This window comes from Pigmentiphaga litoralis (assembly GCF_048632615.1).
Lineage (GTDB): Bacteria > Pseudomonadota > Gammaproteobacteria > Burkholderiales > Burkholderiaceae_B > Pigmentiphaga > Pigmentiphaga litoralis_B.
On record NZ_CP184479.1, the window covers coordinates 2,282,148 to 2,307,345 of the forward strand.

Sequence of the window (25,198 nt, forward strand, 5' to 3'; positions counted from 1 at the left end):
ATTAGTAAGTACGCACGTAAAGGTAAGTATGCAGAACGATTCGATTGGCCTTGTGACTACTGAACTGGCCTCGGCGTCCCCGCCGTCGCTGTCCGACAAGTTGCAACGCGGCGATGTCATGGCGGCGGACTGCCCGTCGCGGCAGGTCCTGCAGCACCTGACCAGCCGGTGGGGGTGCTGGTGCTCATCGCCTTGTTGCAGGGCACGCAGCGCTTCAGCCAGTTGCGGCGCAAGATCGGCGGAATCAACGAACGGATGCTGGCGCAGACGCTGCAGTGGTTGGAAGCCGACGCCATGGTGCACCGGCGCTCATTCAACACCGTCCCGCCCCATGTCGAGTACACGCTGACGCCGTTGGGGGCCGAAGCGGCCGAGAAGGTGCGCGACCTGGTGGACTGGCTGGAGACGCACATGCCGGCCATCGCGCAGGCCGCACAGGCGGTGGACGGGGTGGAAAAGGCGACTTGACCCGGCCTGAAACGAAACAACCCTGCCTGGGCAGGGTTGTTGTCGAGCCCGACGCCGCCCCAGTCAGGGATGCGGCAGCGGGTGCAATCCGGTCACCGCGCCGCCGTCACAGCTCTCCGTACGAATGCAGGCCCGACAGGAACATGTTCACGCCCAGGAAGGCGAAGCCCGTGACCAGCAGCCCGACCAGCGCCCAGTACGCCGCGCCGTCGCCCCGCAGGCCTTTCATCATGCGCATGTGTAGCCAGGCCGCGTAATTGAGCCAGACGATCAGCGCCCAGGTCTCTTTCGGGTCCCACTGCCAGTAGGCGCCCCAGGCGTCGGCCGCCCACAGCGCGCCCAGAATGGTGGCCACGGTAAAGAAGGCAAAGCCGACGGCAATGGCCTTGTACATGATGTCGTCAAGGATCTCGAGCGCGGGCAGCCGTTCGGCGATCCGCCGGCGGCCAAGCAGGATGCCGCCCACGATCAGCGCCACCACGGCGGCATACACCATCCAGTAGGCGGGCATGCCGCTTTGGCGGAACACCATGGGTTCCAGGCCCAGCAGCACGCCCAGCAGGAACAACGGCGACAGCTTGACCCACGACGTCGTCTGCCCGTGCGACTTGACCAGGTAGGCAAACGCCACCATGGCCGCCAGCGAGAACGTGCCATACCCAATGAAGTTGGCCGGCACATGCAGCTTCATCCACCAGCTCTGCAAGGCGGGCACCAGCGGCTGGATTTCCTGCGCGCCGCGATCGAAGGTGTACCAGAGCAGGAACGCCACGGCCGATGAGATCACCAGCAGCACGAACCCGCCAAGACTGCGCGTATCGTACTTCTGTTCGTAATACAGGTAGAACAGCGCCGTGATCAGCGAAAACAGCACGAATACTTCGTACAGGTTGCTGACCGGAATGTGGCCGATATCGGGGCTGAGCAGGTAACTTTCGTGCCAGCGCACCAGTAGGCCGGTCAGGCCGGCAAACACGGCCGACCAGCTGAGCGCGGTGCCCAGCCAGGCGCCCGTGGCGCTGCGGCCGATCAGGCCGATCCAGTAACAGGCGGTGGCCAGCACGAACAGCGTGCACATCCACAGAATCGCCGATTGCGAGGACAGCAGGTATTTCAGGAAGAACGCCTGATCGCCCCGTGCCAGATCACCGCCATACGCCATGACCGCCAGGCCGCCGCTGATCGTCACCGCGATCATGAGCGAGCGCAGGGGCCGCCACAACCAGCCCAGCCAGGCCAGCACAATGACGCCGCCCCCCAGGATCAGCTTGTCGTAATAATTCATGATGCCGCCGGTGTGGCGGTACGCGAACACGGCGCCGGCCACCAGCAGCAGCGCAAAGACGGCGTCGGTCCAGTCGACGCGGCGCGAACCGGCGTCGACGGGCGGCTTGCGCAGGGGGCCGTTGGCCGTGCGGGAAGAAGTCAGTTCCATCAGCTACCACCTTTGGTGTCATGCGCTTGGATGTCATGGCCTTGCCGGCCCGGGCTGTCGTTGTCGTAATCGTGCGGCTGCCGGTCCCGCAGCACGTCGGCCAGATCCGCCTTGAGCACGTCATATTCCCGATTGAAATCGAGCGTGCGGCGTTGCGAGGTCATCGCCATCCGCGTATCCGAACCCACGTCGCCTGCTGGCGCCGGCTTGATCCACAGCCACACCCGCCGCTCGCGAATGTAGAACATCGAAAACACACCCAGCACCAGCAGCAGGCAACCCAGGTACACGGCCGTCTTGCCCGGCGTACGGCTGACCTGGAACACGCTGGCCTGCACGTGGTTGAAGCTGGACAGGCTGAGCAGCACCGGCGCGGGATACAGGAACATGTCGGACAGGGCCGCCACCGACATCTGGGTCCAGGTGGACGCCTGTTCGACCTCCGGACCCGTGCGGGCCAAGGGCGCCAGGCCCAGGCGTTCGCGCGCGACATTGCGCAGTTCGGCCATGGCGCCGCCCAGCAGTTTTACCACTACATCGGCCGCGCGTTGCTGTTCCGCGGCCGGCACGTTGCCTTCCAGAAAGCGGGCAATCGCTTGCAGGCCGCCCGTGGCGAAGGTGTCCAGCGCGCGCTGCGCGGATTCGCGCAGTTGCTGCGTCAGGGCGTCGCCCCCCGATCCGGCGGCCAGGCGGTTGCTGTCGGCGAACCGGCGCGCCGCCAGTTCGCGGGCAGCCGGGTCCTGCAGCGCGGCGCGCAACCCCAGGAATTCTTCCATGGTCGATTTGGCGTCGGCCGGAATGCGCACGTAGCGGAACTCGTCTTCCGGATTGGCCCGCATGCCGTTCAGGAAGACCGGCGTGCCTTCCACATCCACCGGCAGCATGTAGTTGTTGAATTCGTAGGCCTGGCCGCTGGCGTCGCGCAGCTTGTACTGCACGCTGGGCCCGACGTTGCGGAAGTCCTTGTCGTGCCCGACCTTGGCGGCGCTGCCCGCGACCGACGCCACGTGCTCGCGCAGGGCCTGCGGCGCCGGCGTCCCGACCTGGGACGCAAAGTTTTCGACGTTGATGGGACGAAAGCCGCTGAATTCGACGGTCAGGTCTTTCAGGTCCTTGAGGTCACGCGTGCCGCCCCTGGTGTTGGTGTCGAAGCTGGCGCGCGTCGTGTCATTGGTGTTGCCGTTCGTGCCGCCGTTTGCGCTGCTGGCCGGCACCAGGGACGCCGTCCCCCCACCTTGCCTTCCACCGGAAACGAATAGTTGTCCGCCCCCCGCAGCGCATGCCCGACCAGGCTGAGCGTGCTGCCGCCGTCGTCAAAGCTCGACTGATACACCGTCACGCCCTTGTAGCGCAGCGGCTCATTCACTTCGATCTTTGCGGGAAATTTGTCGCCGGTTTCACCGTCGGTGACTTCGACTTCGCTGGCGAACAGGCGCGGCATGCCGGTCGAGTAGTACTCGACGATGAATTTCTTGAGTTCGATCGTGAAGGGCAGCGGCTGGACCATGGCCCCGTCGCCGACCAGCACAATGGCATTGCGGCTCTGCCCGCCTTCGGGAATCAGCACGTTGGCGCGAAAACTGGGGTTGTCGATGCTGAGTCGACCGCTGGGCGGCACGTCGGCAATCGCCATGTTGTCGTGCAGCGGTATCTTGCTCCCCAGCCACACCTGCAGGCGCACGGGCATCTCGCTATCAAGCAGCCCGCCGATGCAGATGATGACGATGGCGGCGTGCGCAAAGATGTAGCCCAGCCGGTTGCCCGTGCCGGTCTTTGCCGCGATCAGCGTCGCGTCGCCATCCTGCCGCAGGCGCAGCTTGTAGCCGCGGCGCTTGAGCAGCGCCGTCGATGCCTGGACCGCCTCGTCCACCGGCACGGCGCCATCCACATGGGCGCGGTGATGGAAGGAGTTGAAGCTCGACTCGCGCATGTGCTCGCGATAGGTCCGCATCTCCTTGACCATCTTGGGCGCATTGCGCACCAGGCAGATGGTGGTCGACACGACCAGGAAGCCCATGATCAACAAGAACCACCACGCGTTATAGACGTGGTAAAGCGAGAACGTGTCGAACACCTGATACCAGAAGGGCCCGAACTGGTTCACATAATTGTTGGACGGCTGGTTCTGGACCAGCACGGTGCCCACCACGCTGGCGACACAGATGAAGGACAGCAGGCTGACCGCAAAGCGCATGGAGCCCAGCAGTTCCACGACGTCGTCCCGATAGCGGGCGGCTCCCGTGGTGCGTTGGACCGGTGTTGAAGCATTCATGGAATCGAAAACCTTGCCGAGGCGGCACGGGTGGGCGGACACATCGCCCGCTGCGGCAGGGTCGCCGCGCTAGAACGATAACAGGCGGGACCCGGGGAACGTGCGAAAGAGCAGGCCGGGCGTGACAAGGGGCGGATCGCTCCGCCCCTTGTCAAAGACCGATGGCCCGCATGGCGGTTCCAGCCCGGATCAGCGCAGGCCGGCGATGTAGTCGGCCACGGCCTTGATTTCGGCGTCGGACATGCGCGATGCCACGCCGGTCATGGCCACGTTGTTGTGACGCGCGCCACTGCGGAACGCCACCAGTTGCGCTTCGGTGTATTCGGCGAACTGGCCGGCGATGCGCGGATATTGCGCGGGCATGCCGGCGCCGTTGGCCGCATGGCACGACGCGCAGGCCGGGATGTTCTTGGACGCCACGCCACCGCGATAGATGCGCTGGCCAAGTTCGACCGTGTCCTTGTTCTTGGCGGTGGCCGGCTTGAGCGTCTGGGCGCCGATGTAGGCGGCCACGTTACGCATGTCTTCGTCGGTCAGGGGGCCGCCATGGCGTTCATGACCGCGCTGGGCCGCTCGGGCGTCTTGGCGCCTTCCTTGACCTTGAAGTTCACCAGTTGCTTGTACAGGTAGTCGGGGTGCTGCCCGGCAAGCTTGGGATTGGCCGCGCCGGCACTGTTGCCGCCCGGCCCGTGACAGCTCGCACAGGCCACGATGTTGCGGGCGGCGTCGCCGTTCGCGTAGAGCTGTTCGCCCTTGGCCGGGTCGATCTTGGGACGGGCCGGCGCCGCGGCGGGCGCGTCGGCGGCAACGGACGGCGACAGGGCCGTGGCACCAAACATCAGACCGCTCGTGACGAGCATCAGGGACAGCACACGCTTCATGGAAAACCTCGACGTCCTAAATTCCCGCGACCCAAAATCCCGCGAGTCGATACCCGCGAGTCAGATTCCTGAACTGCCAGGCCAATCCGCCGCCGGCGTGCAGCGACTCGGTGCCCGGTATTGCTCAACTCCGGCATGTTCCCCGTCAGTTGCTGAGTGTTCGTTGCTGCTTGTGGTGATGCCTGGTAGTGCTGTTGTGTTGCTGCTGCCGCCGGATGTCTGGCATCCGGTCGTTGGCACGGATGTCTCACATCCGTTCTTGTAAACCGTCGCTTGGGGAAAGTTCAACCGGATACGTTCAAACCGGTGGGTTCAACCTGGTTTGATCAACCTGGTGGTTCAACCCTGCTTTGCGTCTTCCCCCGCGCAAACCTTTATTCGCCTTGCCAATCGCTTCGTGCGATTGCCGTTCTTGTGCGCTCGCCGTTCCATGCCGCTACAGCTTCGTGCCGCTGCAGCTTCGTGCATCCGCACTTCCTGCGCTTCCGGATAGTCGGCGCTCTGGCCGGGCCACTGCACTATGCAGCGATGCGGCTGGCGCTCAATCTTCAGGAAACCTCTTATTATAGCAAGGAGTCAGGACAGAGATCATCGAACCACGATAAAGGAACAACAACGATGGCGATCTACCAGCTTGGGGAAAACACCCCTTCCGTGCCCGAATCGGCCTATGTTGCCGAAGAAGCGGTCCTGATCGGCAAGGTGGTGCTGGGCGAACATGCCAGCATCTGGCCCGGCGCCGTGCTGCGCGCCGACAACGACACCATCCGCATCGGCGATTCCAGCAACGTGCAGGAAGGCGCGGTGCTGCATACCGACCCGGGGCTGGAACTGAACATCGGCGACTTCGTGACCGTGGGCCACCAGGCCATGCTGCATGGCTGCACCATCGGCGACGGGTCATTGGTAGGCATCCAGGCCGTGATCCTGAATCGTGCGGTGATCGGCAAGGACTGTCTGGTCGGCGCGGGCGCCATCGTGACCGAAGGCAAGACCTTTCCCGACCGGTCGCTGATCCTGGGCGCACCCGCCAAGGTCGTGCGGGAATTGAGCGACGAAGACATCGCCCGGATCCGCAGCGGGGTGCAGGGTTATGTCACGCGCCAGGAAACCTTCAAGAAGACGCTCAAGCGCGTGGGCTGACTGAAGGGGTGGACTGTCCCGTCCTACCCCATGGCCCGGCCGCGACAGCCAGGCTTTACAATGGGCGTCCTTGTCCTTCGGCGCTCTTTGCCCCCCTATTGTGTCCATCCTTCATCGCGCCCACTTCACGACCTCCGCTGCCCGGCTGGATCAACTGCCGCCGCCCAGCGCCCCCGAGGTCTGCTTTGTCGGGCGCTCCAACTCGGGCAAGTCGTCGGCCATCAACGTCCTGACCCAGCAGCGCCGCCTTGCGTTTTCGAGCAAGACGCCCGGACGCACGCGCCTGATCAACATGTTCGGCATGCCTGACAAGCTCGAACCCGAACGCGATATCGGCTACCTGGTCGACCTGCCCGGCTACGGCTACGCATCGGTCGCGCGCGAAGACCGCACGGCCTGGGCCCACGTGCTGGGCGGCTACCTGCGCGACCGGCCGTCGCTGGTGGGCATCGTGCTGCTGGTGGACATTCGCCGCGGCGTGACCGACCTGGACCGGAACCTGATCGAATGGATCGCGCCGTCGGGCAAGCCCGTCCTGGCGCTGCTGACCAAGGCCGACAAGTTCGCCTACGGCCAGCGCGTCAAGATGCAGTTCTCGGTCAAGCAGGAACTGGCCGCCATCGGCATGCTGCACACCGTGCCCTTCTCTTCCACGCATCGTATCGGGCTGGAAGACGCGACCACGCACATCGAAAACTGGATCTCGCCCCAGGTTGCCGCCTGACCCCGCTGCGTCCATAGCCGGAAAGCCATCATGAGCCAACACGCCGTATTTGCCGATTTTCCCGCCGGCCGTCCCCGCCGCCTGCGCCGCGACGACTTCACGCGCCGCCTGGTCCGCGAACATGCCCTGAGCGTCGATGACCTGATCTATCCGGTGTTCGTGGCCGAAGGCAATGGCTTGCGCCAGCCCGTGCCGTCCATGCCGGGGGTGGAACGCTACAGCCTCGATACCCTGCTGCCGGTTGCCGAGCAGTGCGTGGAACTCGGCATTCCGGTGCTGGCGCTGTTCCCGGTCATCGACGCGTCGCTCAAGACCCCCGACGGCGTCGAAGCGACCAACCCCGACGGACTGATTCCACGCGTAGTGGCCGAACTGAAGAAGCGCTTTCCTGAATTGGGCGTCATGACCGACGTGGCGCTGGATCCGTACACCAGTCATGGCCAGGACGGCGTGATCGACGACGAAGGCTACGTGATCAACGAGATCACGACCGAGATCCTGGTGCGTCAGGCATTGGTGCAGGCCCGATCCGGCGTGGACATCGTGGCGCCCAGCGACATGATGGACGGCCGCATCGGCGCCATTCGCCAGGCCCTGGAAGCCAATGACCTGATCCACACCAAGATCATGGCCTATTCCGCCAAATACGCCAGCGCCTTCTACGGCCCGTTCCGCGACGCCGTGGGATCGGCCAGCAACCTCGGCAAGTCCAACAAGGCGGCCTACCAGATGGACGCCGGCAACATCGACGAAGCCCTGCGCGAAGTCGCGATGGACCTGCGCGAAGGCGCCGACATGGTCATGGTCAAACCCGGCATGCCCTACCTGGACGTGCTGCGCCGCGTGAAGGACACCTTCCACGTGCCTACCTTCGTCTATCAGGTCAGCGGTGAATACGCGATGCTGAAGGCGGCCGCCGCCAATGGCTGGCTGGACCACGACAAGGTCATGATGGAATCGCTCCTGGCATTCAAGCGCGCCGGCGCGAACGGCATCCTGACCTACTTCGCCATCGACGCGGCGAAGCAACTGCGACGCTCGTGAGCCCGGGCCTGCTCGCCGGCGCGGCCACGGCGCACGGCATGGACGTTCTGTGGATCGCCGATCATGGCACCGCCCATGCGGCGCACAGCGGCGTCATCCCGTCGCTGAAAACCGCGCAGCAGGGTTTTCTGTGGATCGACACCACGGTCGACAGCCTGGTGGCCGACCCGGAAGGCTGGCGATCGCGCATCGAAGAGATGACTGGCGTGCGGCTGCACGACCTTCACCTGCAGGACGCCGCCAACCCGGCCCACCCCTCGTACTTCGACAACACGGCCAGCTACGAGATGGTGATCTTCCGCCGCCTGGCCACCAATGAATCGACCGAGCCCAACGGCACCGCCCTTGGCGAACCCGGCAGCATTCCGCTGCTTACCAATCTGCAGACCCACCCGATTGCATTCTTCGTGCTGCCCCGCGCGCTGGTCACCGTGCGCCATGGCGACAGCACCAGCTGCGCGCAAATGAAGCGGCGTCTGCACGAACTGCGCGACCCGGCCCCTGCCCTGACCATCCACAATGATGGCACCCGTGTGCTGGGCAGCGTCGGCACGCTGGCCCGCGCGCCCGCCGGGCCCGCCGAATTGATGCTGCGGCTGCTGAACGCCATGGTGGATCGCTATCTGGCCATGCGCCAGCCCCTGACGAATCAGCTGGACCGGTGGCAGCGCGAATTGCTGAACCCCAGCGGACGGTTCCGCAACTGGCTGGCCCTGCTGGACGCGCGCATCGTGCTGCGGCGGCTGGAAAACCTGTGCGAAGAACAGTACGACGCCATGGGCGAACTGCGCGACGCGGCCATGGACCGCAGCGACGCCGCAGCGGGCTCGGGCGCTTTCGATGCGCGGCGCGACGCGCTGCTGGTGCGTATCAACGACGTCATGGAACACATCGGCCGCGTGCTGAATCACGCGCGGCGCATGGAATCCTCGGTGGAAAACGCGGTGCAGCTGCACTTTTCAGCAACGGCGCACCGCACCAACGAGATCATGCGGATCCTGACCGTGGTGACCGTGCTGTTCATGCCGCTGACCCTGATCACCGGCATCTTCGGCATGAACGTGGACCAGATGCCGCTGGTGCATCATCCCGAGGCGTTCTGGTGGATCATGATCGGCATGCTGACGGTCGCGACCGCCCTGTGGATCTGGTTTTCGGCACGGCGCTTTCTTGAGTCCCGGCCGTACCGTATCGCCGAGGCGCTGGCCCGCAAGGCCGGCCTGCGCAACGGGCGCGGATCGCATTCCGGGGACAGCCGGATCTGACGCGGTGGTGGTGGCCGTGGCCGTGGCCGTAGCCGCGGCGGTAGCGGCTTGCGGCCCCCGCTTCCGGTAACGCGGCTTGGCTTTGCTCGGCTCTTCTCAGCTCGGCTCTTCTCAGCTCGGCTCTGCTCTGGACTGCTCTGGGCTGCGCTCGCCCCGGCTCGCCGCGGCCCGGTTACCGTGACGCGGCGCTGCTCGCCAGGACTTTGTCCAGCGCGCTGGCAAAACGTTCGGCGTTCTGGAAACCGATCACCCGCACGTCACGAATGACCTCGCCACCCGGGCGGAAAAACACGATGCCCGGCGGGCCGAACAGCGAGAATCGCTTCAGCAAGGCCTTGTCATCCGTATTATTGGCGGTCACGTCCACCTGCACCATGCGGATGTTTGCCAGCCGTTTGACCACCTCGGGCTTCGGAAAGGTGAAGGCTTCCATTTCCTTGCACGACACGCACCAGTCCGCATAGAAATCGAGCATGACCGGACGGTCGGATGCCACGACCAGCGCATCAAGTTCAGCCACGGTGCGAATCTGCTCGAAGTGCTCGGCGCCCTTGCGGGTGACAGGCTTGAGAGCGGGGGCAGTCGGAATCGGAACCGCACCGGGTGCAGCACCGCCCGAAACACTGGCCCCCTCGTTGCTTGCCTGGCCTGCGCGGCCCTCCGGCACGCTGCCTGCAGGACGGCTCTGGGTGATGGCCGAGGCAGTGGACGAAAGGGTGACCGAAGGGGTGGCTGAGAGGCTAGCCGAGGAGCTGGCCGAGGAGCCGCCTGCCAGGCCTTCCCTAAAGCTGCTTGCGCCGCTGCCGACCGTCGCCGCGCCAGGCGCGACGTCCATGCCATGTGCGCCGCCGTTCGCGGCGCCCTGCCACGCGCCAGAGGACACGCCAGAGGACGCGCCTGGCGCAACGCTCATGGACGGGGGTTGCAGGGCGGAACCGAGCACGGCCTGGGCGGATGACGCGGTCGAGGCGCCAGCATCCTGGCCTGCGCCGGCCACTTGCCCGGGACCTGCACCTACACCTACACCTGCACCTGCACCTGCACCTGCATCCGCACTCCCTTCGAAGCCGCCACTCCTCACTGCAACGCCTGTCCCGGCTCCACGCCCTGCCCCGGCATCCGCGTCATATTGCCCACTCGCCAGATGCGCGAGCGGCGTCCACGGATCCCGCCCGCCGCTCGCCACGCCCACCCACTGCAGCAGGCCCAGCAGGGCAAACAACACGCCCACCCCCTTGACCATGCGTTGCCCCACGCTGACGGGCGCCGGCAGCGCGTCAAACGCATGCAGCAGGGCCGCGGTCAGCACCGCGAGGACGCCCCAGCCCGCCATCTGCACCGGGCCAGAGAGGACGGGGGACAGCATCCACCACGCGACCGCAAGCAGCAGCATGCCGAAGAAGCGTTTGACGCCATCCATCCAGGCTCCGGCACGCGGCACCAGGGCGCCGGCCGACGCGCCCGCGAGCAACAGCGGCACGCCCATGCCCCATGCCAGCGCGAACAGCGCCAGGCCGCCCAGCAGCACGTCCCGCGTCTGCGAGATGTACAGCAGGGCTCCGGCCAGCGGCGCCGCCACGCAGGGTCCGACGATCAGCGCCGAGATCGCGCCCATCGCCAGCGCACCCGTCGCCCGGCCTGCCGGCAGACGCGCCATGTGGGCAGACAGCCGGCTCTGCATGCCTACCGGCAACTGCAGCGTGAACACGTCGAACATGGCCAGCGCCAGCACGGCCAGCAGCACTGCAAACGCGCCCAGCACCCATGGCCCCTGCAAGGCGGCGGCCAGGCTTTCGCCGCTCAGTCCCGCGGCCACGCCCACGGCGGTGTAGACAACCGACATGCCCGCCACGTACACGGCTGCCAGACCGAGCCCGCGCAGCCGGGGCCGCGTGCTGCGCGCGGTGTCGCCCACCAGGATCGACGACAGGATGGGTACCATCGGCAGCACGCATGGCGTCAGCGACAGCAGCACGCCCAGCACCAGAAACACCAGCACCGTCTGCATCAGGCCGCCGCCGGCCAGCAGGTCGGCCAGGCCGACGTCGTCGCTGTGGATCATGCGGGTCAGGCGCGAGGCCAGCCCGTCGTCCACGGCAAACCCGCCCGCGACCGACGCCAGCTTGACGGTGTATTGCGTAGGGGGATAACACAGGCCGGCGTCGGCACAGCCCTGGGCAGTGGCGATCAGCGTCAGCGGCCGGGCATCATGACTCGCCCGCACGGGCACCCGCACCGTCACGCTATCCCGGTACGTTTCGACGTCTTTGTTGAACGTCAGGTCGAACTTGATCTTGCCTGGCGGAATCTGTGGCTCGCCCAACACCGTGCTTGCGGGCGCGGTCTCGAACCGGAACTGCTCGCGGTACATGTAGTACCCCGGCGCGATGCCCCAGCGCAGCTCGGCCAGATCGGGCGACGCCATCACCGCCGAAAAGGTGAATGCCTTGTCGGGCGGAAGGAAGTCGGGGTCGGCAGCGCGCGCCGCCGCCGACGTGAACAGCATGATGGCAGCCACCAGGAGCAGCCACGTCAGCGTGATGGCACGACGAACGACGCGATGGACCGTGCCATGAACGCCGCGATCGACCACGCCATGAACACCGCGTTCAATTACGCCATGAACGCCGCGATCAACCACGCCATGAACGGCCTGCTCCACCTCGTCACCCACGGCCCGGCACGCCGCACGGTCGCCGGCAGGCTCACCGGTCTCGGCACGCCCAGGCGAGGCGCTTCGGCCAGGGGTACACGACGCATCCGCGGCAATCACATCGCCACGGCGATCGACAGGCAATGCAGGCATCACGCTTGGGTTTCTTCCCGTATCCAGTCCAGGTAGGCCGGCAAGCCGTCCTCGGCGGGGACGACCAGGATTTCCGGCACGTCGTAAGGGTGCAGTTCGGTCAAGGCCGCGATCAGCGCGTCGCGGCGGGCGGCAATGGTCTTGATCCACATCGGCCATTCCGTGGCATGTTCGACCAGTCCTTGCCACCGGTAGACAGACCGCATCGGCGCGCCGACGTTCACGCACGCCGCCAGCTTCCGATCGACCAGCGTTGTCGCGATCCGGTCCGCCGTCTCGGCGTCGGGGGCGTTGGTAATCACCAGGAGGACAGTGTCGGTCAGCATCGGCGGCACGGAAGACAGGGATCAATGGCCTCAATCTTACCGCGTTGCCCGCGGCGGCCGGCGCGCAGGTCCCGCCCCACACCCGTGCCATGCATTAGCTCAGCTAATGCATCACCGAAAAATGATCGTTTGCGGCCCGCTGGACGCGCGCCCTAGTATGCACTCGACCCAGACTTCGTCGTTCCGATCCCGCTGACTTCTTTTTTCGACTCCGCATGCATCCCATCTTCTTGCACGTTCCTGCATTCCGTTCCGGCCTGACCGCCGCCGCGCTGTGTGTTGCCGCCGTCGTGTGCGCCACGCCTGCTGCCTATGCGCAGGACGCATTTCCGTCCAAGCCGATCACCGTCGTCATCCCGTTCCCGCCCGGCGGCATCAATGACAACGTTGCGCGCCCGGCGCTCAAGAAGATGGGCGACCTGCTGAACGTGTCGTTCGTGGCCGAAAACCGCGCCGGCGCCAGCGGCACCATCGGCACCGGCGCGGTGGCGCGCGCCAAGCCGGACGGCTACACGCTGCTGCTGGGTGCGGCCAGCACCATGGCCGTCGTGCCGAACATGATGAAGACGGCGCCCTACGCGCCCATGAAAGATTTCGTGGCGGTGGGCGGTCTGGCCTCGGTGCCCAGCGTGCTGATCTCGGCCCGCAAGGACCTGTACCCGAACTATGCCGCCGTGCAGGCTGCGGCCAGGCAGACACCCGACCGCCTGACCTTCGGGTCGGCCGGCGCCGGCACGTCGCACCACGTGCAGATGACCTTCCTGAACCAGCAGACCGGTGTGTCCATGCTGCACGTGCCCTATAAGGGCAGCGGTCCGGCCATGGCCGACCTGCTGGGCGGCCAGATCGACTTCCTGATGGACCCGTTGCCCACCACGCTGCCGCAAGTACAGGGCGCCAAGGTCGTGCCGATCGCCATCACCAGCGCCAAGCGGTCGCCGCTGTTGCCCAATGTGCCGACTTTTGTCGAACTGGGCGTGAAGGATTTCGTAGTCACGACCTGGTTCGGCTTTTTGCGCCGGCCGGCACGCCGCCGGACGTCATCGCCAAGCTGTCGAGCACGCTGAAAGAAGCCCTGGCCGACCCCGAAGTGGTCAAGAACATGGAACAGCGTGGGCTCGATCCCATGTACAAGCCATCGGCGGAGATGGCCGATTATGTGGCCAAGGAAAATACCTTGTGGAAGCGCGTGATTGCAGAGACGAAAATGGCGCTTGAATAAGCCCTGATATCGTTGCTTCATGCGCAGAACCCTGCCCCCGCTCACCACCTTGCGGCCGTTCGAATCCGCCGCCCGCCTCGGCTCGTTTTCCGCGGCGGCGGAAGAACTCGCGCTCACGCAGGGAGCAGTCAGCCTGCAGATCCGCAATCTGGAAGACTTTCTGGGCAGGAAGCTGTTCGAGCGCAAGGTGCGCAAGGTCGTGCTGACCGATGACGGCAGGGAGTACTACGACACCTGCCGCCGCGCGCTGGAAGAGCTGGAGCGCGTCACGCGGCGCATGCAGGGGCAGGACGGCCACACCATCGTGACCGTGTCTGCCCTGCCGACCATTGCCACCATGTGGCTGATGCCCAAGCTGTCCGATTTTTCGTCGACCTATCCGGATATCGAGGTCCGTGTCGTGACGTCTATCGCGCCAGTGGATCTGCGCGGCAGCGATGCCGACATTGCCTTGCGCGTCGGCCGCCTGCCCGGCAAGCACTATCCACGCGGCCTGCCAGGCATCGACCTGGTCATGACCGAACATTGGGAAGGCGTGGTTGCCGACTATCTGTTCGACGACGTGCTGGTGCCGGTCATTTCACGCAAGCTGCTGGATCAGGGCGCGCGCGTCGAACAGCCGCGCGACGTACTGAAGTATTCCTTGATCCACACGGCCAGCCGGCGCAACGCCTGGCGCGACTGGCTGCGCGCGCATGACGTGCCCGAAGAAAAGCATCGCAGCCCGGTCGAATACGGGCATTTCTTCATGGCGGCCAAGGCGGCGCTGGACTGCAAGGGCATCGCCATCATTCCGCACAAGCTGTTCGAAACCTATCGCCACCGATCGAACGATCTCATCGCGCCGCTGGCGCCCGACGTTCCAAGCGCGGGCGAGTACTACATGCTGACCCACGAATCGCGGATCGATTCGCCCGCCATCCGGATCCTGCGCAAATGGATCCTGCTGATGGCGGATGCAGAAAGGCCGCTGGCAACATGATGGACCCCGCGTTATCGCGAACGCCTTCCGCCCGATCCAATGTCCCAAGATTCGTTTCTACCCACTCCCTGAACCCGACTACGGCACAACAGCCTTCATAAAGGAGACATCCATGTCCACCCCCGCACCCCGCTTCGCGTCGGTATCGCCGGCCTGGGCGCCGTTGGCCGCCACCTTGCCACCGTGCTCGACGCCGGCATTCCCGGCCTGACCCTGGCGGCGATTGCCGTCCGTGACGAAGCCAAGGCCCGCGCCAGCGTGACGCTGACCGGCTCGCCGGTGTTCACCGACATTGCCAGCCTGGCATCGCATTGCGACATAGTGGTCGAATGTGCACCGGCTGCGCTGATGCGTGACATTGCCGTGCCTACCCTGACGGCCGGCAAGATCCTGGTCGCCCTCAGTTCAGGCGCCCTGCTGTCCAATATGGACCTGGTCGACCTGGCGCGCGAGCACCAAGGCCAGATCATCGTCCCGACCGGCGCCCTGCTGGGCCTGGATGCCGTCAACGCCGCCGCCGAAGGCGTGATCCATTCCGTCACCATGACGACCCGCAAGCCCGTCAAAGGCCTGCTGGGCGCGAAATACCTGGTCGACAACAACATCGACATCGCCGGTATTACCGAACCCATGCGCATCTTCAGCGGCACGCCGCGCGAAGCCGCCGTGGGCTTCGCCGCCAACCTGAACGTGGCGGTGGCGCTGTCCCTGGCGGGCATCGGCCCTGACCGCACCAAGCTCGAAGTCTGGGCCGACCCCAACGTGGAACGCAACATCCACCGCATTGAAGTCGATGCCGACTCGGCCTCGTTCTCGATGGAAATCCAGAACATCCCGACCGAAAACCCCAAGACTGGCCGGATCACCGCGCTGAGCGTGATCGCCGCCCTGCGCAAGCTGACCGCGCCGATGCGCGTGGGTACCTGACATGGCGGGTATCCCCCGGCAATGACCGGCCGCGAGGCAACCGACGCCGCCGCGATCGACGTCGCGCTGTGCTGCGAGCACCCCGAAGCCGCCAGCTGGCAGGCCATGCTGGCCGACTTGCTGCCCGGCGTGCGCCTGCATGCTTGGCCCGCTGCCTGCCCCGACGCCCGCGCCGCTATCGTGTGGTCCCCCAGCCAGGCCTTCTTCGATGCCCATCCGCGTCTCCAAGTCGTGTTCAACATGGGCGCCGGCGTCGACGCGATCCTGAAGCTCAAGCTGCCTGCGGGCGCGCGCATCGTGCGGATCGAAGACGGCGGCATGGCTGTGCAGATGGCCGAATACGCCTGCCACGCCCTGTTCCGCCACGTACGCGAATTCGATGTGTATGACGCCGAGCAGGCTTCCGGCCGCTGGGCGCCCCGCCCTGCCCGCATGCGCCAGGACTTCCCGGTAGGCGTGATGGGCCTGGGGGCGTTGGGCAGCGTGGTCGCCCGCAGCGTGGCCGGCTTTGGTTACCCGGTGCTGGGCTACAGCCACTCGCAAAAGCACATCGATGGAGTGACCTGCTACGCCGGCGACGCGTTGGACGATTTCCTGGCCGCCACCCGCGTGCTGATCTGCGTGTTGCCGCTCACGGCGGCCACCCGCGGCATTCTGCGGCGCGAAACGCTGTCCAGGTTGCTGCCGAACGGCTATGTCATCAACATGGCGCGCGGCGCGCATCTGGTGGAAGACGACCTGCTGGCGCTGCTGGACGAAGGTGTGCTGGCCGGCGCTGCATTGGACGTAATGCAGACCGAACCGCTGCCCGCCGGGCATCCGTTCTGGACGCATCCCCGCATCCGTTTCACGCCGCACATCTCGGCACAGACCATCGTGGCCGAAGCGATTGCGCAGATGGCACCGCGCATTGCTGCCTGGCAGCGGGGCGAGGACGTGGGTGGTGTGGACGCGGCTCGGGGGTATTAAGGCTGCGTCTGCGACCCGGCGTCGCAGCGAGGGGCGCAGGGTGCCTAGTTGGCGAGGCGCTGAGGTGACGAGGCGCTGAGGTGACGAGGTGCTGAGGTGACGAGGCGCCAAGGCGCCAAGGTGCTGATGCGCTGAGGTGCCAAGGTACTGAGGTGAAGAGGTGCCGAAGAGCCAGGTACTCGGGTGACGAAGCGCCCTGCGTAATGCAGCCGGTCCGCCACGCGCGGACGAAAACGCCGACCAAAACGCGGACGAAAAAAGGCCGGGATCTCCCGGCCTTCTTCATTTCGGCACTGCAGAAGTCGTGGCGCGATTACTCGACGTCGACGGCTTCCGTTTCTTCAGCGCGGTCAACCAGTTCCATGTAGGCCATTGGCGCGTTGTCGCCCTGACGGAAACCCATCTTCAGGATACGGGTGTAGCCACCGTTGCGTTCCTTGAAACGCGGGCCGATTTCGGCGAACAGCTTCACGACCAGATCGCGGTCGCGCAGGCGGGCGAACGCCAGACGCTTGTTGGCCAGCGTGTCTTCCTTGGCGAGCGTGATCAGCGGCTCGACGACACGGCGCAATTCTTTTGCCTTGGGCAGCGTGGTTTTGATGGCTTCGTGGGTCAGCAGCGACACGCACATGTTGCGGAACATGGCTTGGCGATGGCTGCTGGTGCGGTTGAGCTTACGAAGACCGTGACGATGACGCATGGTAATTCCTTGTAGATGAATCTATGGTGCGGACGTTGCCGCAGGATCCAGCTCTTCTATCAGCTTGCTTGCGCGCGCTGCGGGCCGGGATAGTGCCCTGGTCGTTGCCAACCAGGGCGCGTAATTGTAGTACGCATCGGGCGTGGGTGGGCAGTTAATTGCCTGCCACGCCCGATGTTGCAGAACTCAAACGGTGCCTGACTGGAGACGGTACGGGGCGAGTCGCCCCGGCACGGCCCATTCCCGGCACCGCCAGTTCCTGCCGAACGCCTTACGGGCGCTCGAGGCCCAGCGGGGGCCAGTTTTCCAGCTTCATGCCGAGCGTCAGACCGCGCGCTGCCAGCACTTCCTTGATTTCGTTGAGCGACTTGCGACCCAGGTTCGGGGTCTTGAGCAACTCGTTTTCGGTACGCTGGATCAGGTCGCCGATGTAGTAGATGTTTTCGGCCTTCAGGCAGTTGGCCGAACGCACCGTCAGTTCCAGATCGTCGACCGGACGCAGCAGGATCGGATCGATCTGCGGCGTGCCGCGGGCAGGCGCTTCGATCGTTTCGGTCGAGCCTTCCAGCGCCGCGAACACCGACAGCTGATCCATCAAGATGCGAGCCGACTGGCGCACCGCTTCCTCGGGCGAGATCACGCCGTTGGTTTCGATGTCCAGCACCAGCTTGTCCAGGTCGGTACGCTGTTCCACACGGGCGCTTTCGACCGTGTAGCTGACACGGCGGATCGGGCTGTACGACGCGTCGAGCACGATGCGGCCCACGGCGCGCGAGTGATCTTCGGCAAAGCCGCGCAGGTTGCCCGGCACATAGCCGCGGCCCTTCTCGACCTTCAGTTGCATCTCGAGGCGACCGTTGTCGGTCAGGTTCGCGATGACGTGATTCGGGTTGATGATTTCGACGTCGTGCGACAGTTCGATATCGGCCGCGGTCACGACGCCTGGGCCTTGCTTGCGCAGGGTCAGCGCGACTTCATCGCGGTTGTGCAGCTTGAACACCACGCCTTTCAGGTTCAGCAGGATGTCGACCACGTCTTCACGGACGCCGTCGATGGCCGAGTATTCGTGCACGACACCGGTGATCTGCACTTCGGTCGGCGCATAGCCCGCCATCGACGACAGCAGGATGCGGCGCAGCGCATTGCCCAGGGTATGACCATAGCCGCGTTCGAACGGCTCCATGATCACCTTGGCGTGATTCGGACCGACGCCTTCGACGTCGATATTGCGTGGCTTCAGAAATGCGGCATTCGCCATGAACGATTCCTTATCAATACCCTCGGCTCGTTACACCGATAAGGCTGGGGAAATACGCGTTAGCGTGGGCCCGAAGTGGGCGTGCAAGCGGACTTGCGGGTAGGCATGCAAGCGGACTTGCAAGGACGTGCGGTAAGGCTTTACAGGACTGAGGCCCCGTGCGGCAACAGGTGCCGGACGGAGCCTTTCAGAAAACCAAAAACCGCGCCACCAGGGCGCGGCTGTCTGGCACTGTCCCGGATTAACGCGAGTACAGTTCGACGACCATCGATTCATTGATGTCGCGGGCGACGTCAGCGCGGTCGGGAACCTGCTTGAAGGTGCCTTCGAGCTTGTTGGCGTCGACGCTGACCCACTGCGGCATGCCTTGCGAGGCGGCCAGGGTCAGGGCTTCTTGAATACGGGCTTGCTTCTTCGCCTTTTCGCGGACGACGACGACGTCGCCGGCCTTGATCTGGATCGACGGCACGTTGGCGGTGACACCGTTCAGAGCGAAAGCCTTGTGGCTGACCAACTGGCGCGCTTCAGCGCGGGTCGAGCCGAAACCCATGCGGTACACCACGTTGTCAAAACGCGATTCCAGCAGCTGGATCAGGTTTTCGCCGGTGTTGCCCTTGCGGCGGTCGGCTTCTTCGAAGTACTTGCGGAACTGCTTTTCCATGATGCCGTACATGCGCTTCAGCTTTTGCTTCTCACGCAGTTGCAGGCCGTAGTCCGAGGTGCGCGAACCAGAGGTGCGACCATGTTGACCAGGCTTGCTTTCCAGCTTGCACTTGGAGTCCAGCGAACGGCGCGCGCTCTTCAGGAAGAGGTCGGTGCCTTCACGACGGGACAGCTTGCATTTGGGGCCAATATAACGTGCCACGATATTCCTTTTATCTGTCAGGCCAGGCGTCTTGCATGCGCCAGGCGAGGAGTTTGCCTGTAACGGGGACGGTCGTTTTCACGAACGCGGCAAACAGTGGTCTTGCATTCAGGCGTTCTTGGCAACCAGGCCAAGGCGCCCCCAACAACTTGCGTACAGCTTGGCAGGGCCAAACTTGAATACGACGACTTAGATACGACGACGCTTCGGCGGACGGCAACCGTTGTGCGGCACAGGCGTGATGTCGGCAATGCTCGAGATCTTGATGCCCAGTGCGTTCAACGCGCGGACGGACGATTCGCGACCTGGGCCAGGACCCTTGATGCGCACTTCGAGCGTCTTGATACCGTATTCCAGCGCAACGCGGCCGGCGGCTTCCGCAGCAACCTGCGCTGCGAACGGGGTCGACTTACGCGAGCCCTTGAAGCCAGCACCACCCGACGTCGCCCACGACAGAGCATTGCCCTGGCGATCGGTGATCGTGATGATGGTGTTGTTGAAGGACGCGTGGACGTGCGCGATACCGTCCGAGACGCTCTTCTTGATTTTCTTGCGAACACGCTGCGAAGCATTGTTGTTCGGTGATTTCGCCATTTTTCAATCCTTGACTGGGTGACAGCCGTCTCAGCTCCAGGTATGCCGTCTGCACGGCGACCCGGATCTGAAATTACTTTTTGAGCGATGCGGCTGCGCGACGCGGACCCTTGCGGGTACGAGCGTTGGTGCGAGTACGCTGACCGCGCACTGGCAGACCGCGCTTGTGACGCAGACCACGGTAAGAGCCGAGGTCGATCAGACGCTTGATCGACAGTTGGATCTCGCGACGCAGGTCACCTTCAACGGTGAATGCGTTCACGTGTTCACGAATCCGCTCGAGTTCAGCGTCGTTCAGATCCTTGACCTTCTTCGAGCCGAGCACGTTCGCCGATTCGCAGATCATGCGAGCGCGGGTACGGCCGATGCCGAAGATTGCCGTCAGACCGATTTCGGTGTGCTGATGCGGCGGAATGTTGATGCCAGCGATACGGGCCATAACGTTTCCTTGAATACCTAAACCGTAGGACGGAACCTGAGGTTCTTAGCCCTGACGTTGCTTGTGGCGCGGGTCGGTGCAGATGATCCGCACTACGCCCTTGCGCTTGATGACCTTGCAGTTACGGCAGATCCGTTTAACTGATGCCATTACTTTCATGATTGACTCCTAGTCTTTCTTCAGCGCACCGGCTGGTTCCCGCCCTTGAAGTTCGCCTTCTTGAGCAAGGAATCGTACTGGTGCGACATCACGTATGCCTGTACCTGGGCCATGAAATCCATGGTGACCACGACGATGATCAGCAAGGACGTGCCGCCGAAATAGAACGGGACGTTCCAACGCAAAACCAGAAACTCTGGCAGCAGGCACACCAACGTGATGTAGATGGCGCCAGAAAAGGTCAGGCGCATCAGGATCTTGTCGATATACCGCGCTGTCTGCTCACCGGGACGGATCCCTGGAACGAACGCGCCACTCTTCTTCAGGTTATCGGCGGTCTCGCGGCTGTTGAACACGAGGGCCGTATAAAAGAAGCAGAAGAACACGATCGCGATGGCATACAGCGAGATGTACAGAGGTTGTCCGGGAGACAGCGCGCCGGCCAGGTCTTTCAACCACCGCATGCCATCGCCACTGGAGAACCAGCTGGCCACCGTTGCCGGAAACAGGATGATCGACGATGCAAAGATCGGCGGAATCACCCCAGCCATATTCAACTTCAGAGGCAGATGCGAGCTTTGGCCGCCGTACACACGATTGCCCACCTGACGCTTGGCGTAGTTGACGACGATCTTGCGCTGTCCGCGTTCGACGAACACCACAAAAGCCGTGACCAACACCACCAGGACGATGATGAACAGCGCGGACAGGACTGCCATGGCGCCCGTATTGACCAACTCGAACAATCCGGCCAGCGCGTGCGGGAGACCCGCGGCGATACCCGAGAAGATCAGGATGGAAATACCGTTGCCCAGACCACGTTCCGTGATCTGCTCACCCAACCACATCAGGAACATCGTTCCCGTGACCAACGAAATCATCGTCGTGACGCGGAAGACCATGCCCGGATCAATGACCAATCCAGCTTGCGACTCCAGGGCGACAGAGATACCCACCGCCTGAACCATCGCCAACGCCAACGTACCGTAGCGTGTGTACTGCGTGATCTTGCGTCGCCCGGCCTCGCCTTCTTTCTTGATCGCTTCCAACGACGGCACGATGACCGACATCAGCTGCATGATGATCGACGCCGAAATGTACGGCATGATCCCCAATGCAAAGATCGAGAAACGCGAAAGCGCACCGCCCGAGAACATATTGAACAGGCCCAGAATGCCGCCCGAGTTCTGGTTGAACAGGGAAGACAACTGGACCGGATCAATCCCCGGAACGGGGATGTGTGTACCGATCCGGTACACCACCAGGGCGAGCAACAGGAAAACCAGCCGACGTTTCAGATCGCCGTACTTGCCTGGTTTACCCAGTGCGTTCGCATTAGCCAAAGCTTAGCCCTCGAGTGTCAGACCAACGAGCCGCCGGCGGCTTCGATCGCTGCCTTGGCGCCGACCGTTGCCGTCAGACCCTTGAGCGCAACCTTGCGGGAGAGCTCGCCGGACTTGATGACCTTGACGTACCGCACGGCCTGGCCAACCACGCCGGCCTGCTTGAGCGCCTGCAGGTCGATATCGTCGACAGGCAGGGCTTGCAGATCGGACAGGCGAACCTGCGCGTACAGATGCTGACCGAGCGAGGTGAAACCGCGCTTGGGCAGACGGCGGTACATAGGCATCTGACCGCCTTCGAAACCGACCTTGTGGAAGCCGCCCGAACGGGACTTCTGTCCCTTGTGGCCGCGACCTGCCGTCTTGCCGAGACCGGAACCGATACCACGGCCGACCCGACGCTTGGCGTGCTTGCTGCCGATAGCCGGCTTGAGCGTATTCAATTGCATGCTAGACCTCTCAGGCTTCCGACACGGTGACCAGATAGGCCACCTTGCGGATCATCCCGCGGACTTCGGGCGTGTCTTGCAGGACGCGCGTGGTGTTGATGCCACGCAGTCCCAGGCCACGCACGGTAGCGCGGTGCGACTCGGGCGTCCCGATAGGGGAGCGCACGAGCGTCACTTTGACGTTCTTGGTGTCTGCCATGGTTTACCCCAGGATCTCTTCGACGGACTTGCCACGCTTGGCGGCGATATCCGACGGGGTCGAGCACAGGCCCAAACCGTTGAGCGTGGCGCGAACCAGGTTGTACGGGTTGGTCGAGCCGAGGCTCTTTGCAACCACGTTCCGCACGCCCAGGACGTCGAAAATCGCGCGCATCGGGCCGCCGGCGATCACGCCAGTACCTTCCGCAGCGGGCGACATCAACACCGTGGAGGCGCCGTGCTTGCCGACGACCGTATGGTGCAACGTACCGTTCTTGAGCGGCACCTTGATCATGCGGCGGCGGGCTTCTTCCATTGCCTTCTGGACTGCGACCGGCACTTCACGCGCCTTGCCCTTGCCCATGCCAACGCGTCCGTCCCCGTCGCCGACTACCGTCAGCGCCGCGAAACCGAGGATACGACCACCCTTCACGACCTTCGTCACGCGGTTGACCGCGATCATCTTTTCGCGAAGACCGTCGTCACGCTCTTCCGACGCGGAATTCTTGCCTTGCATCTTGGCCATGTAATCCTCGCTTAAAACTTCAGGCCGGCTTCACGCGCGGCATCGGCCAGGGCTTTGACGCGGCCGTGGTAACGGAAACCCGAGCGATCGAACGCCACGTTTTCGATACCAGCTGCCTTGGCCTTTTCGGCCACGCGTTTGCCTACCAGGGTTGCTGCAGCAACATTGCCACCCTTGCCGGAGTCGCCCGAAATCTGCTGGCGGACTTCCGGTTCGACGGTAGAGGCGCTGACCAGCACCGTATCGCCTTCGGGAGAGATAATGTTTGCGTAGATGTGCAGGTTCGTGCGGAACACCGACAGGCGATGCACACGCAACTCGGCGATCTTTTTGCGGGTTGGAACCGCACGACGCAAACGAGCTTGCTTTTTGTCCATGATTCGTCCTTGCCAGCGCTTTATTTCTTCTTGGTCTCTTTAATGACGACCTTTTCGCCGACATAACGTACGCCCTTGCCCTTGTAGGGTTCGGGTTCACGGTATGCGCGGATCTCGGCTGCCACCTGACCAACTCGTTGTTTGTCGGCGCCCTTCAGGACCACTTCGGTCTGCGTCGGGCATTCGACCTTCACACCAACTGGCATCGGGTGCACGATGTCGTGCGAATAACCGAGCTGCAGTTTGATGGAGTCGCCTTGTGCCTGGGCACGGTAACCCACGCCAACCAGGCTCAGGCGACGCTCGAAACCCTTGCTGACGCCAGTGACCATGTTGGCCACCAGTGCGCGTACGGTTCCGGACATGGCCTTTGCTTCGCGCGAGTCATCGGCTGCGGCAAACGTCATCTTGTTCGAATCGAGGTCGATCTTGACCTGGCCGGTCAGCGCCTGGGTCAGCGAACCGAGAGGACCCTTGACGGTGATCTCCTGGTCATTGATGCTGGCCTCGACGCCTTTCGGCATTTCGACGGGGTATTTAGCAATACGTGACATATCGAACTCCTTAAGCCACGTAGCAGAGGACTTCGCCGCCCACGCCGGTGGCGCGTGCCTTGCGATCCGTCATCACGCCACGCGAGGTGGAGACGATGGCCACGCCCAGGCCGTTCAGGACCTGAGGAATGGCGTCATGGCCTTTGTAGATACGCAGGCCCGGCTTCGAGACGCGGTCGATGCGCTCGATGACGGGACGGCCTGCATAGTACTTCAGGGTAATTTCGAGTTCCGGCTTGCCACCGTTCGGGTTCACCTGGAAACCGTCGATGTAGCCCTCGTCCTTCAGCACAGCGGCAATGGCCGCCTTCAGCTTCGAGGAGGGCATCGTCACGGAAGCCTTGTCTACGCGTTGCGCATTACGGATGCGCGTCAGCATATCGGCGATCGGATCGCTCATGCTCATAAATGCTCTCCTACCAGCTTGCCTTGGTCATGCCCGGAACTTCGCCGCGCATGGCCATCTCGCGCAGCTTGTTACGAGCAAGACCGAACTTGCGGAATGTGCCACGGGGGCGACCGGTCACCGCGCAGCGATTACGCTGGCGGGTGGGGTTGGCGTTACGGGGCAGTTGCTGAATCTTCAGGCGTGCCTGGTAACGTTCTTCGTCTGTCTTCGACGTATCGTCGATGATCGCTTGCAGGGCGGCACGCTTGGGGGCGTACTTTGCTGCCAGCTTTACGCGCTTTGCATCGCGATTGATGAGTGAGAGCTTAGCCACTGCACACCCCTTAGTTACGGAACGGGAAGCGGAAGGCTGTGAGCAGCGCTTTTGCTTCGTCGTCAGTCTTTGCCGTGGTCGTGATGCTGATGTTCAGCCCACGAAGCGTGTCAATCTTGTCGTAGTCGATCTCTGGGAAGATGATCTGTTCTTTCACACCGACGTTGTAGTTGCCGCGGCCGTCGAATGCACGACCCGAAATACCGCGGAAGTCCCGAACGCGGGGAAGAGCAACCGTCACCAGACGATCGAGGAATTCATACATGCGCTGACCGCGCAGGGTCACCATGCAACCGATCGGGTAGTCCTCGCGGATCTTGAACCCGGCAATTGCCTTGCGCGACTTGGTGATGACCGGCTTCTGGCCAGCGATCTTGGTCAAATCGCCAACAGCGTGCTCGATGACCTTCTTGTCGGCAACCGCTTCCGAGACACCCATGTTCAGGGTGATCTTGGTGATGCGGGGCACCTGCATCGTGCTTTTGTATTCGAACTTGGCAAGCAGATCAGGAACGATCTTCTCGCGGTAGTAGTCTTGGAGACGAGCCAT

At 63.8% G+C, this 25,198-nt stretch carries 26 protein-coding genes and 4 pseudogenes; 9 read left to right on the forward strand and 21 right to left on the reverse strand.

Annotation, left to right across the window (positions count from 1 at the left end; translation table 11 throughout):
- Nucleotides 1-168: 168 nt before the first annotated feature.
- Nucleotides 169-468 (forward strand): winged helix-turn-helix transcriptional regulator, encoded by a 300-nt coding sequence (locus tag ACNANG_RS10055; protein WP_420227067.1) that lies wholly within the window; start codon nucleotides 169-171, stop codon nucleotides 466-468.
- Between the two features lie 106 nt (nucleotides 469-574).
- Here the strand turns inward: ACNANG_RS10055 and ccsB are convergent, their stop codons facing one another.
- The 3 genes and pseudogenes from ccsB to ACNANG_RS10070 all read right to left on the reverse strand — a co-directional run bounded on the left by ccsB (nucleotide 575) and on the right by ACNANG_RS10070 (nucleotide 5,056).
- Complete coding sequence (gene ccsB / locus ACNANG_RS10060; RefSeq protein ID WP_420227068.1) at nucleotides 575-1,903, reverse strand: c-type cytochrome biogenesis protein CcsB; 1,329 nt, start codon at nucleotides 1,901-1,903, stop codon at nucleotides 575-577.
- Nucleotides 1,904-1,977: 74 nt separating this feature from the next.
- Nucleotides 1,978-4,175 (reverse strand): annotated as a pseudogene (locus ACNANG_RS10065) (cytochrome c biogenesis protein ResB); the annotation flags it as partial.
- Nucleotides 4,176-4,364: 189 nt separating this feature from the next.
- Nucleotides 4,365-5,056, reverse strand: a pseudogene (locus ACNANG_RS10070) (c-type cytochrome).
- Nucleotides 5,057-5,674: 618 nt separating this feature from the next.
- Between ACNANG_RS10070 and ACNANG_RS10075 the strand changes: the two are divergent.
- From ACNANG_RS10075 to ACNANG_RS10090, 4 genes are all read left to right on the forward strand, one after another.
- Complete coding sequence (locus ACNANG_RS10075; RefSeq protein WP_420227069.1) at nucleotides 5,675-6,199, forward strand: gamma carbonic anhydrase family protein; 525 nt, start codon at nucleotides 5,675-5,677, stop codon at nucleotides 6,197-6,199.
- 100 nt (nucleotides 6,200-6,299) lie between these two features.
- The gene (gene yihA, locus ACNANG_RS10080) at nucleotides 6,300-6,923 is read left to right on the forward strand and encodes a ribosome biogenesis GTP-binding protein YihA/YsxC (RefSeq protein ID WP_420227070.1); all 624 of its coding nucleotides are present in this window, start codon (nucleotides 6,300-6,302) and stop codon (nucleotides 6,921-6,923) included.
- Between the two features lie 30 nt (nucleotides 6,924-6,953).
- Complete coding sequence (gene hemB / locus ACNANG_RS10085) at nucleotides 6,954-7,967, forward strand: porphobilinogen synthase (RefSeq protein ID WP_420227071.1); 1,014 nt, start codon at nucleotides 6,954-6,956, stop codon at nucleotides 7,965-7,967.
- A complete protein-coding gene (locus ACNANG_RS10090) occupies nucleotides 7,964-9,232 on the forward strand; it encodes a magnesium transporter CorA family protein (protein ID WP_420227072.1) in 1,269 nt (422 codons plus the stop codon). The genes hemB and ACNANG_RS10090 overlap by 4 nt, the downstream gene beginning before the upstream one ends.
- Before the next feature lie 172 nt (nucleotides 9,233-9,404).
- On the opposite strand, the gene ACNANG_RS10095 is transcribed toward ACNANG_RS10090, so the two are convergent.
- The 3 genes and pseudogenes from ACNANG_RS10095 to cutA form a co-directional block, all read right to left on the reverse strand.
- Nucleotides 9,405-10,145, reverse strand: coding sequence for a thioredoxin domain-containing protein (locus ACNANG_RS10095; RefSeq protein WP_420227506.1), 741 nt, complete (start codon nucleotides 10,143-10,145; stop codon nucleotides 9,405-9,407).
- A 165-nt stretch (nucleotides 10,146-10,310) separates the two neighbouring features.
- Nucleotides 10,311-11,738, reverse strand: a pseudogene (dsbD, locus tag ACNANG_RS10100) (protein-disulfide reductase DsbD); the annotation flags it as partial.
- 299 nt (nucleotides 11,739-12,037) lie between these two features.
- On the reverse strand, nucleotides 12,038-12,364 hold the full coding sequence (gene cutA, locus ACNANG_RS10105) for a divalent-cation tolerance protein CutA (protein WP_420227073.1): 327 nt from the start codon (nucleotides 12,362-12,364) through the stop codon (nucleotides 12,038-12,040).
- A 410-nt stretch (nucleotides 12,365-12,774) separates the two neighbouring features.
- On the opposite strand from cutA, the pseudogene ACNANG_RS10110 reads away from it, so the two are divergent.
- The 4 genes and pseudogenes from ACNANG_RS10110 (at nucleotide 12,775) to ACNANG_RS10125 (ending at nucleotide 16,464) form a co-directional block, all read left to right on the forward strand.
- Nucleotides 12,775-13,586 (forward strand): annotated as a pseudogene (locus tag ACNANG_RS10110) (Bug family tripartite tricarboxylate transporter substrate binding protein).
- A 19-nt stretch (nucleotides 13,587-13,605) separates the two neighbouring features.
- Entirely contained in the window at nucleotides 13,606-14,568 is a 963-nt protein-coding gene (locus tag ACNANG_RS10115) for a LysR substrate-binding domain-containing protein (RefSeq protein WP_420227074.1), read from the forward strand.
- 183 nt (nucleotides 14,569-14,751) lie between these two features.
- Nucleotides 14,752-15,495, forward strand: coding sequence for an aspartate dehydrogenase (locus ACNANG_RS10120; protein ID WP_420227075.1), 744 nt, complete (start codon nucleotides 14,752-14,754; stop codon nucleotides 15,493-15,495).
- 21 nt (nucleotides 15,496-15,516) lie between these two features.
- On the forward strand, nucleotides 15,517-16,464 hold the full coding sequence (locus ACNANG_RS10125) for a 2-hydroxyacid dehydrogenase (protein WP_420227076.1): 948 nt from the start codon (nucleotides 15,517-15,519) through the stop codon (nucleotides 16,462-16,464).
- A gap of 313 nt (nucleotides 16,465-16,777) precedes the next feature.
- On the opposite strand, the gene rplQ is transcribed toward ACNANG_RS10125, so the two are convergent.
- The 15 genes from rplQ to rplE all read right to left on the reverse strand — a co-directional run bounded on the left by rplQ (nucleotide 16,778) and on the right by rplE (nucleotide 25,198).
- On the reverse strand, nucleotides 16,778-17,164 hold the full coding sequence (gene rplQ, locus ACNANG_RS10130; RefSeq protein ID WP_179590887.1) for a 50S ribosomal protein L17: 387 nt from the start codon (nucleotides 17,162-17,164) through the stop codon (nucleotides 16,778-16,780).
- A 271-nt stretch (nucleotides 17,165-17,435) separates the two neighbouring features.
- Nucleotides 17,436-18,422, reverse strand: coding sequence for a DNA-directed RNA polymerase subunit alpha (locus ACNANG_RS10135; protein WP_179590885.1), 987 nt, complete (start codon nucleotides 18,420-18,422; stop codon nucleotides 17,436-17,438).
- A gap of 241 nt (nucleotides 18,423-18,663) precedes the next feature.
- The gene (gene rpsD, locus ACNANG_RS10140) at nucleotides 18,664-19,287 is read right to left on the reverse strand and encodes a 30S ribosomal protein S4 (protein ID WP_179590883.1); all 624 of its coding nucleotides are present in this window, start codon (nucleotides 19,285-19,287) and stop codon (nucleotides 18,664-18,666) included.
- Between the two features lie 189 nt (nucleotides 19,288-19,476).
- Entirely contained in the window at nucleotides 19,477-19,881 is a 405-nt protein-coding gene (gene rpsK, locus ACNANG_RS10145; protein WP_179590882.1) for a 30S ribosomal protein S11, read from the reverse strand.
- A gap of 73 nt (nucleotides 19,882-19,954) precedes the next feature.
- Nucleotides 19,955-20,320, reverse strand: a complete 366-nt coding sequence (gene rpsM, locus ACNANG_RS10150; protein WP_179590881.1) for a 30S ribosomal protein S13 — start codon at nucleotides 20,318-20,320, stop codon at nucleotides 19,955-19,957.
- Between the two features lie 45 nt (nucleotides 20,321-20,365).
- Nucleotides 20,366-20,479 carry a 50S ribosomal protein L36 gene (gene rpmJ / locus ACNANG_RS10155; RefSeq protein WP_179590879.1) on the reverse strand — a complete coding sequence of 38 codons (114 nt, stop codon included), beginning with the start codon at nucleotides 20,477-20,479 and terminating at the stop codon, nucleotides 20,366-20,368.
- Nucleotides 20,480-20,499: 20 nt separating this feature from the next.
- Nucleotides 20,500-21,822 (reverse strand): preprotein translocase subunit SecY, encoded by a 1,323-nt coding sequence (gene secY / locus ACNANG_RS10160; RefSeq protein ID WP_179590877.1) that lies wholly within the window; start codon nucleotides 21,820-21,822, stop codon nucleotides 20,500-20,502.
- A gap of 17 nt (nucleotides 21,823-21,839) precedes the next feature.
- Nucleotides 21,840-22,271 carry a 50S ribosomal protein L15 gene (gene rplO, locus ACNANG_RS10165; protein ID WP_179590875.1) on the reverse strand — a complete coding sequence of 144 codons (432 nt, stop codon included), beginning with the start codon at nucleotides 22,269-22,271 and terminating at the stop codon, nucleotides 21,840-21,842.
- A gap of 10 nt (nucleotides 22,272-22,281) precedes the next feature.
- Entirely contained in the window at nucleotides 22,282-22,470 is a 189-nt protein-coding gene (gene rpmD, locus ACNANG_RS10170) for a 50S ribosomal protein L30 (RefSeq protein ID WP_179590873.1), read from the reverse strand.
- Between the two features lie 3 nt (nucleotides 22,471-22,473).
- A complete protein-coding gene (gene rpsE / locus ACNANG_RS10175; protein ID WP_179590871.1) occupies nucleotides 22,474-22,995 on the reverse strand; it encodes a 30S ribosomal protein S5 in 522 nt (173 codons plus the stop codon).
- Between the two features lie 11 nt (nucleotides 22,996-23,006).
- Nucleotides 23,007-23,372 carry a 50S ribosomal protein L18 gene (gene rplR, locus ACNANG_RS10180; RefSeq protein WP_179590869.1) on the reverse strand — a complete coding sequence of 122 codons (366 nt, stop codon included), beginning with the start codon at nucleotides 23,370-23,372 and terminating at the stop codon, nucleotides 23,007-23,009.
- A gap of 20 nt (nucleotides 23,373-23,392) precedes the next feature.
- The gene (gene rplF / locus ACNANG_RS10185) at nucleotides 23,393-23,926 is read right to left on the reverse strand and encodes a 50S ribosomal protein L6 (protein ID WP_179590867.1); all 534 of its coding nucleotides are present in this window, start codon (nucleotides 23,924-23,926) and stop codon (nucleotides 23,393-23,395) included.
- A gap of 10 nt (nucleotides 23,927-23,936) precedes the next feature.
- On the reverse strand, nucleotides 23,937-24,332 hold the full coding sequence (rpsH, locus tag ACNANG_RS10190; protein ID WP_179590865.1) for a 30S ribosomal protein S8: 396 nt from the start codon (nucleotides 24,330-24,332) through the stop codon (nucleotides 23,937-23,939).
- Nucleotides 24,333-24,342: 10 nt separating this feature from the next.
- The gene (gene rpsN, locus ACNANG_RS10195) at nucleotides 24,343-24,648 is read right to left on the reverse strand and encodes a 30S ribosomal protein S14 (RefSeq protein WP_179590863.1); all 306 of its coding nucleotides are present in this window, start codon (nucleotides 24,646-24,648) and stop codon (nucleotides 24,343-24,345) included.
- A gap of 10 nt (nucleotides 24,649-24,658) precedes the next feature.
- Nucleotides 24,659-25,198, reverse strand: a complete 540-nt coding sequence (gene rplE / locus ACNANG_RS10200) for a 50S ribosomal protein L5 (protein ID WP_189616677.1) — start codon at nucleotides 25,196-25,198, stop codon at nucleotides 24,659-24,661.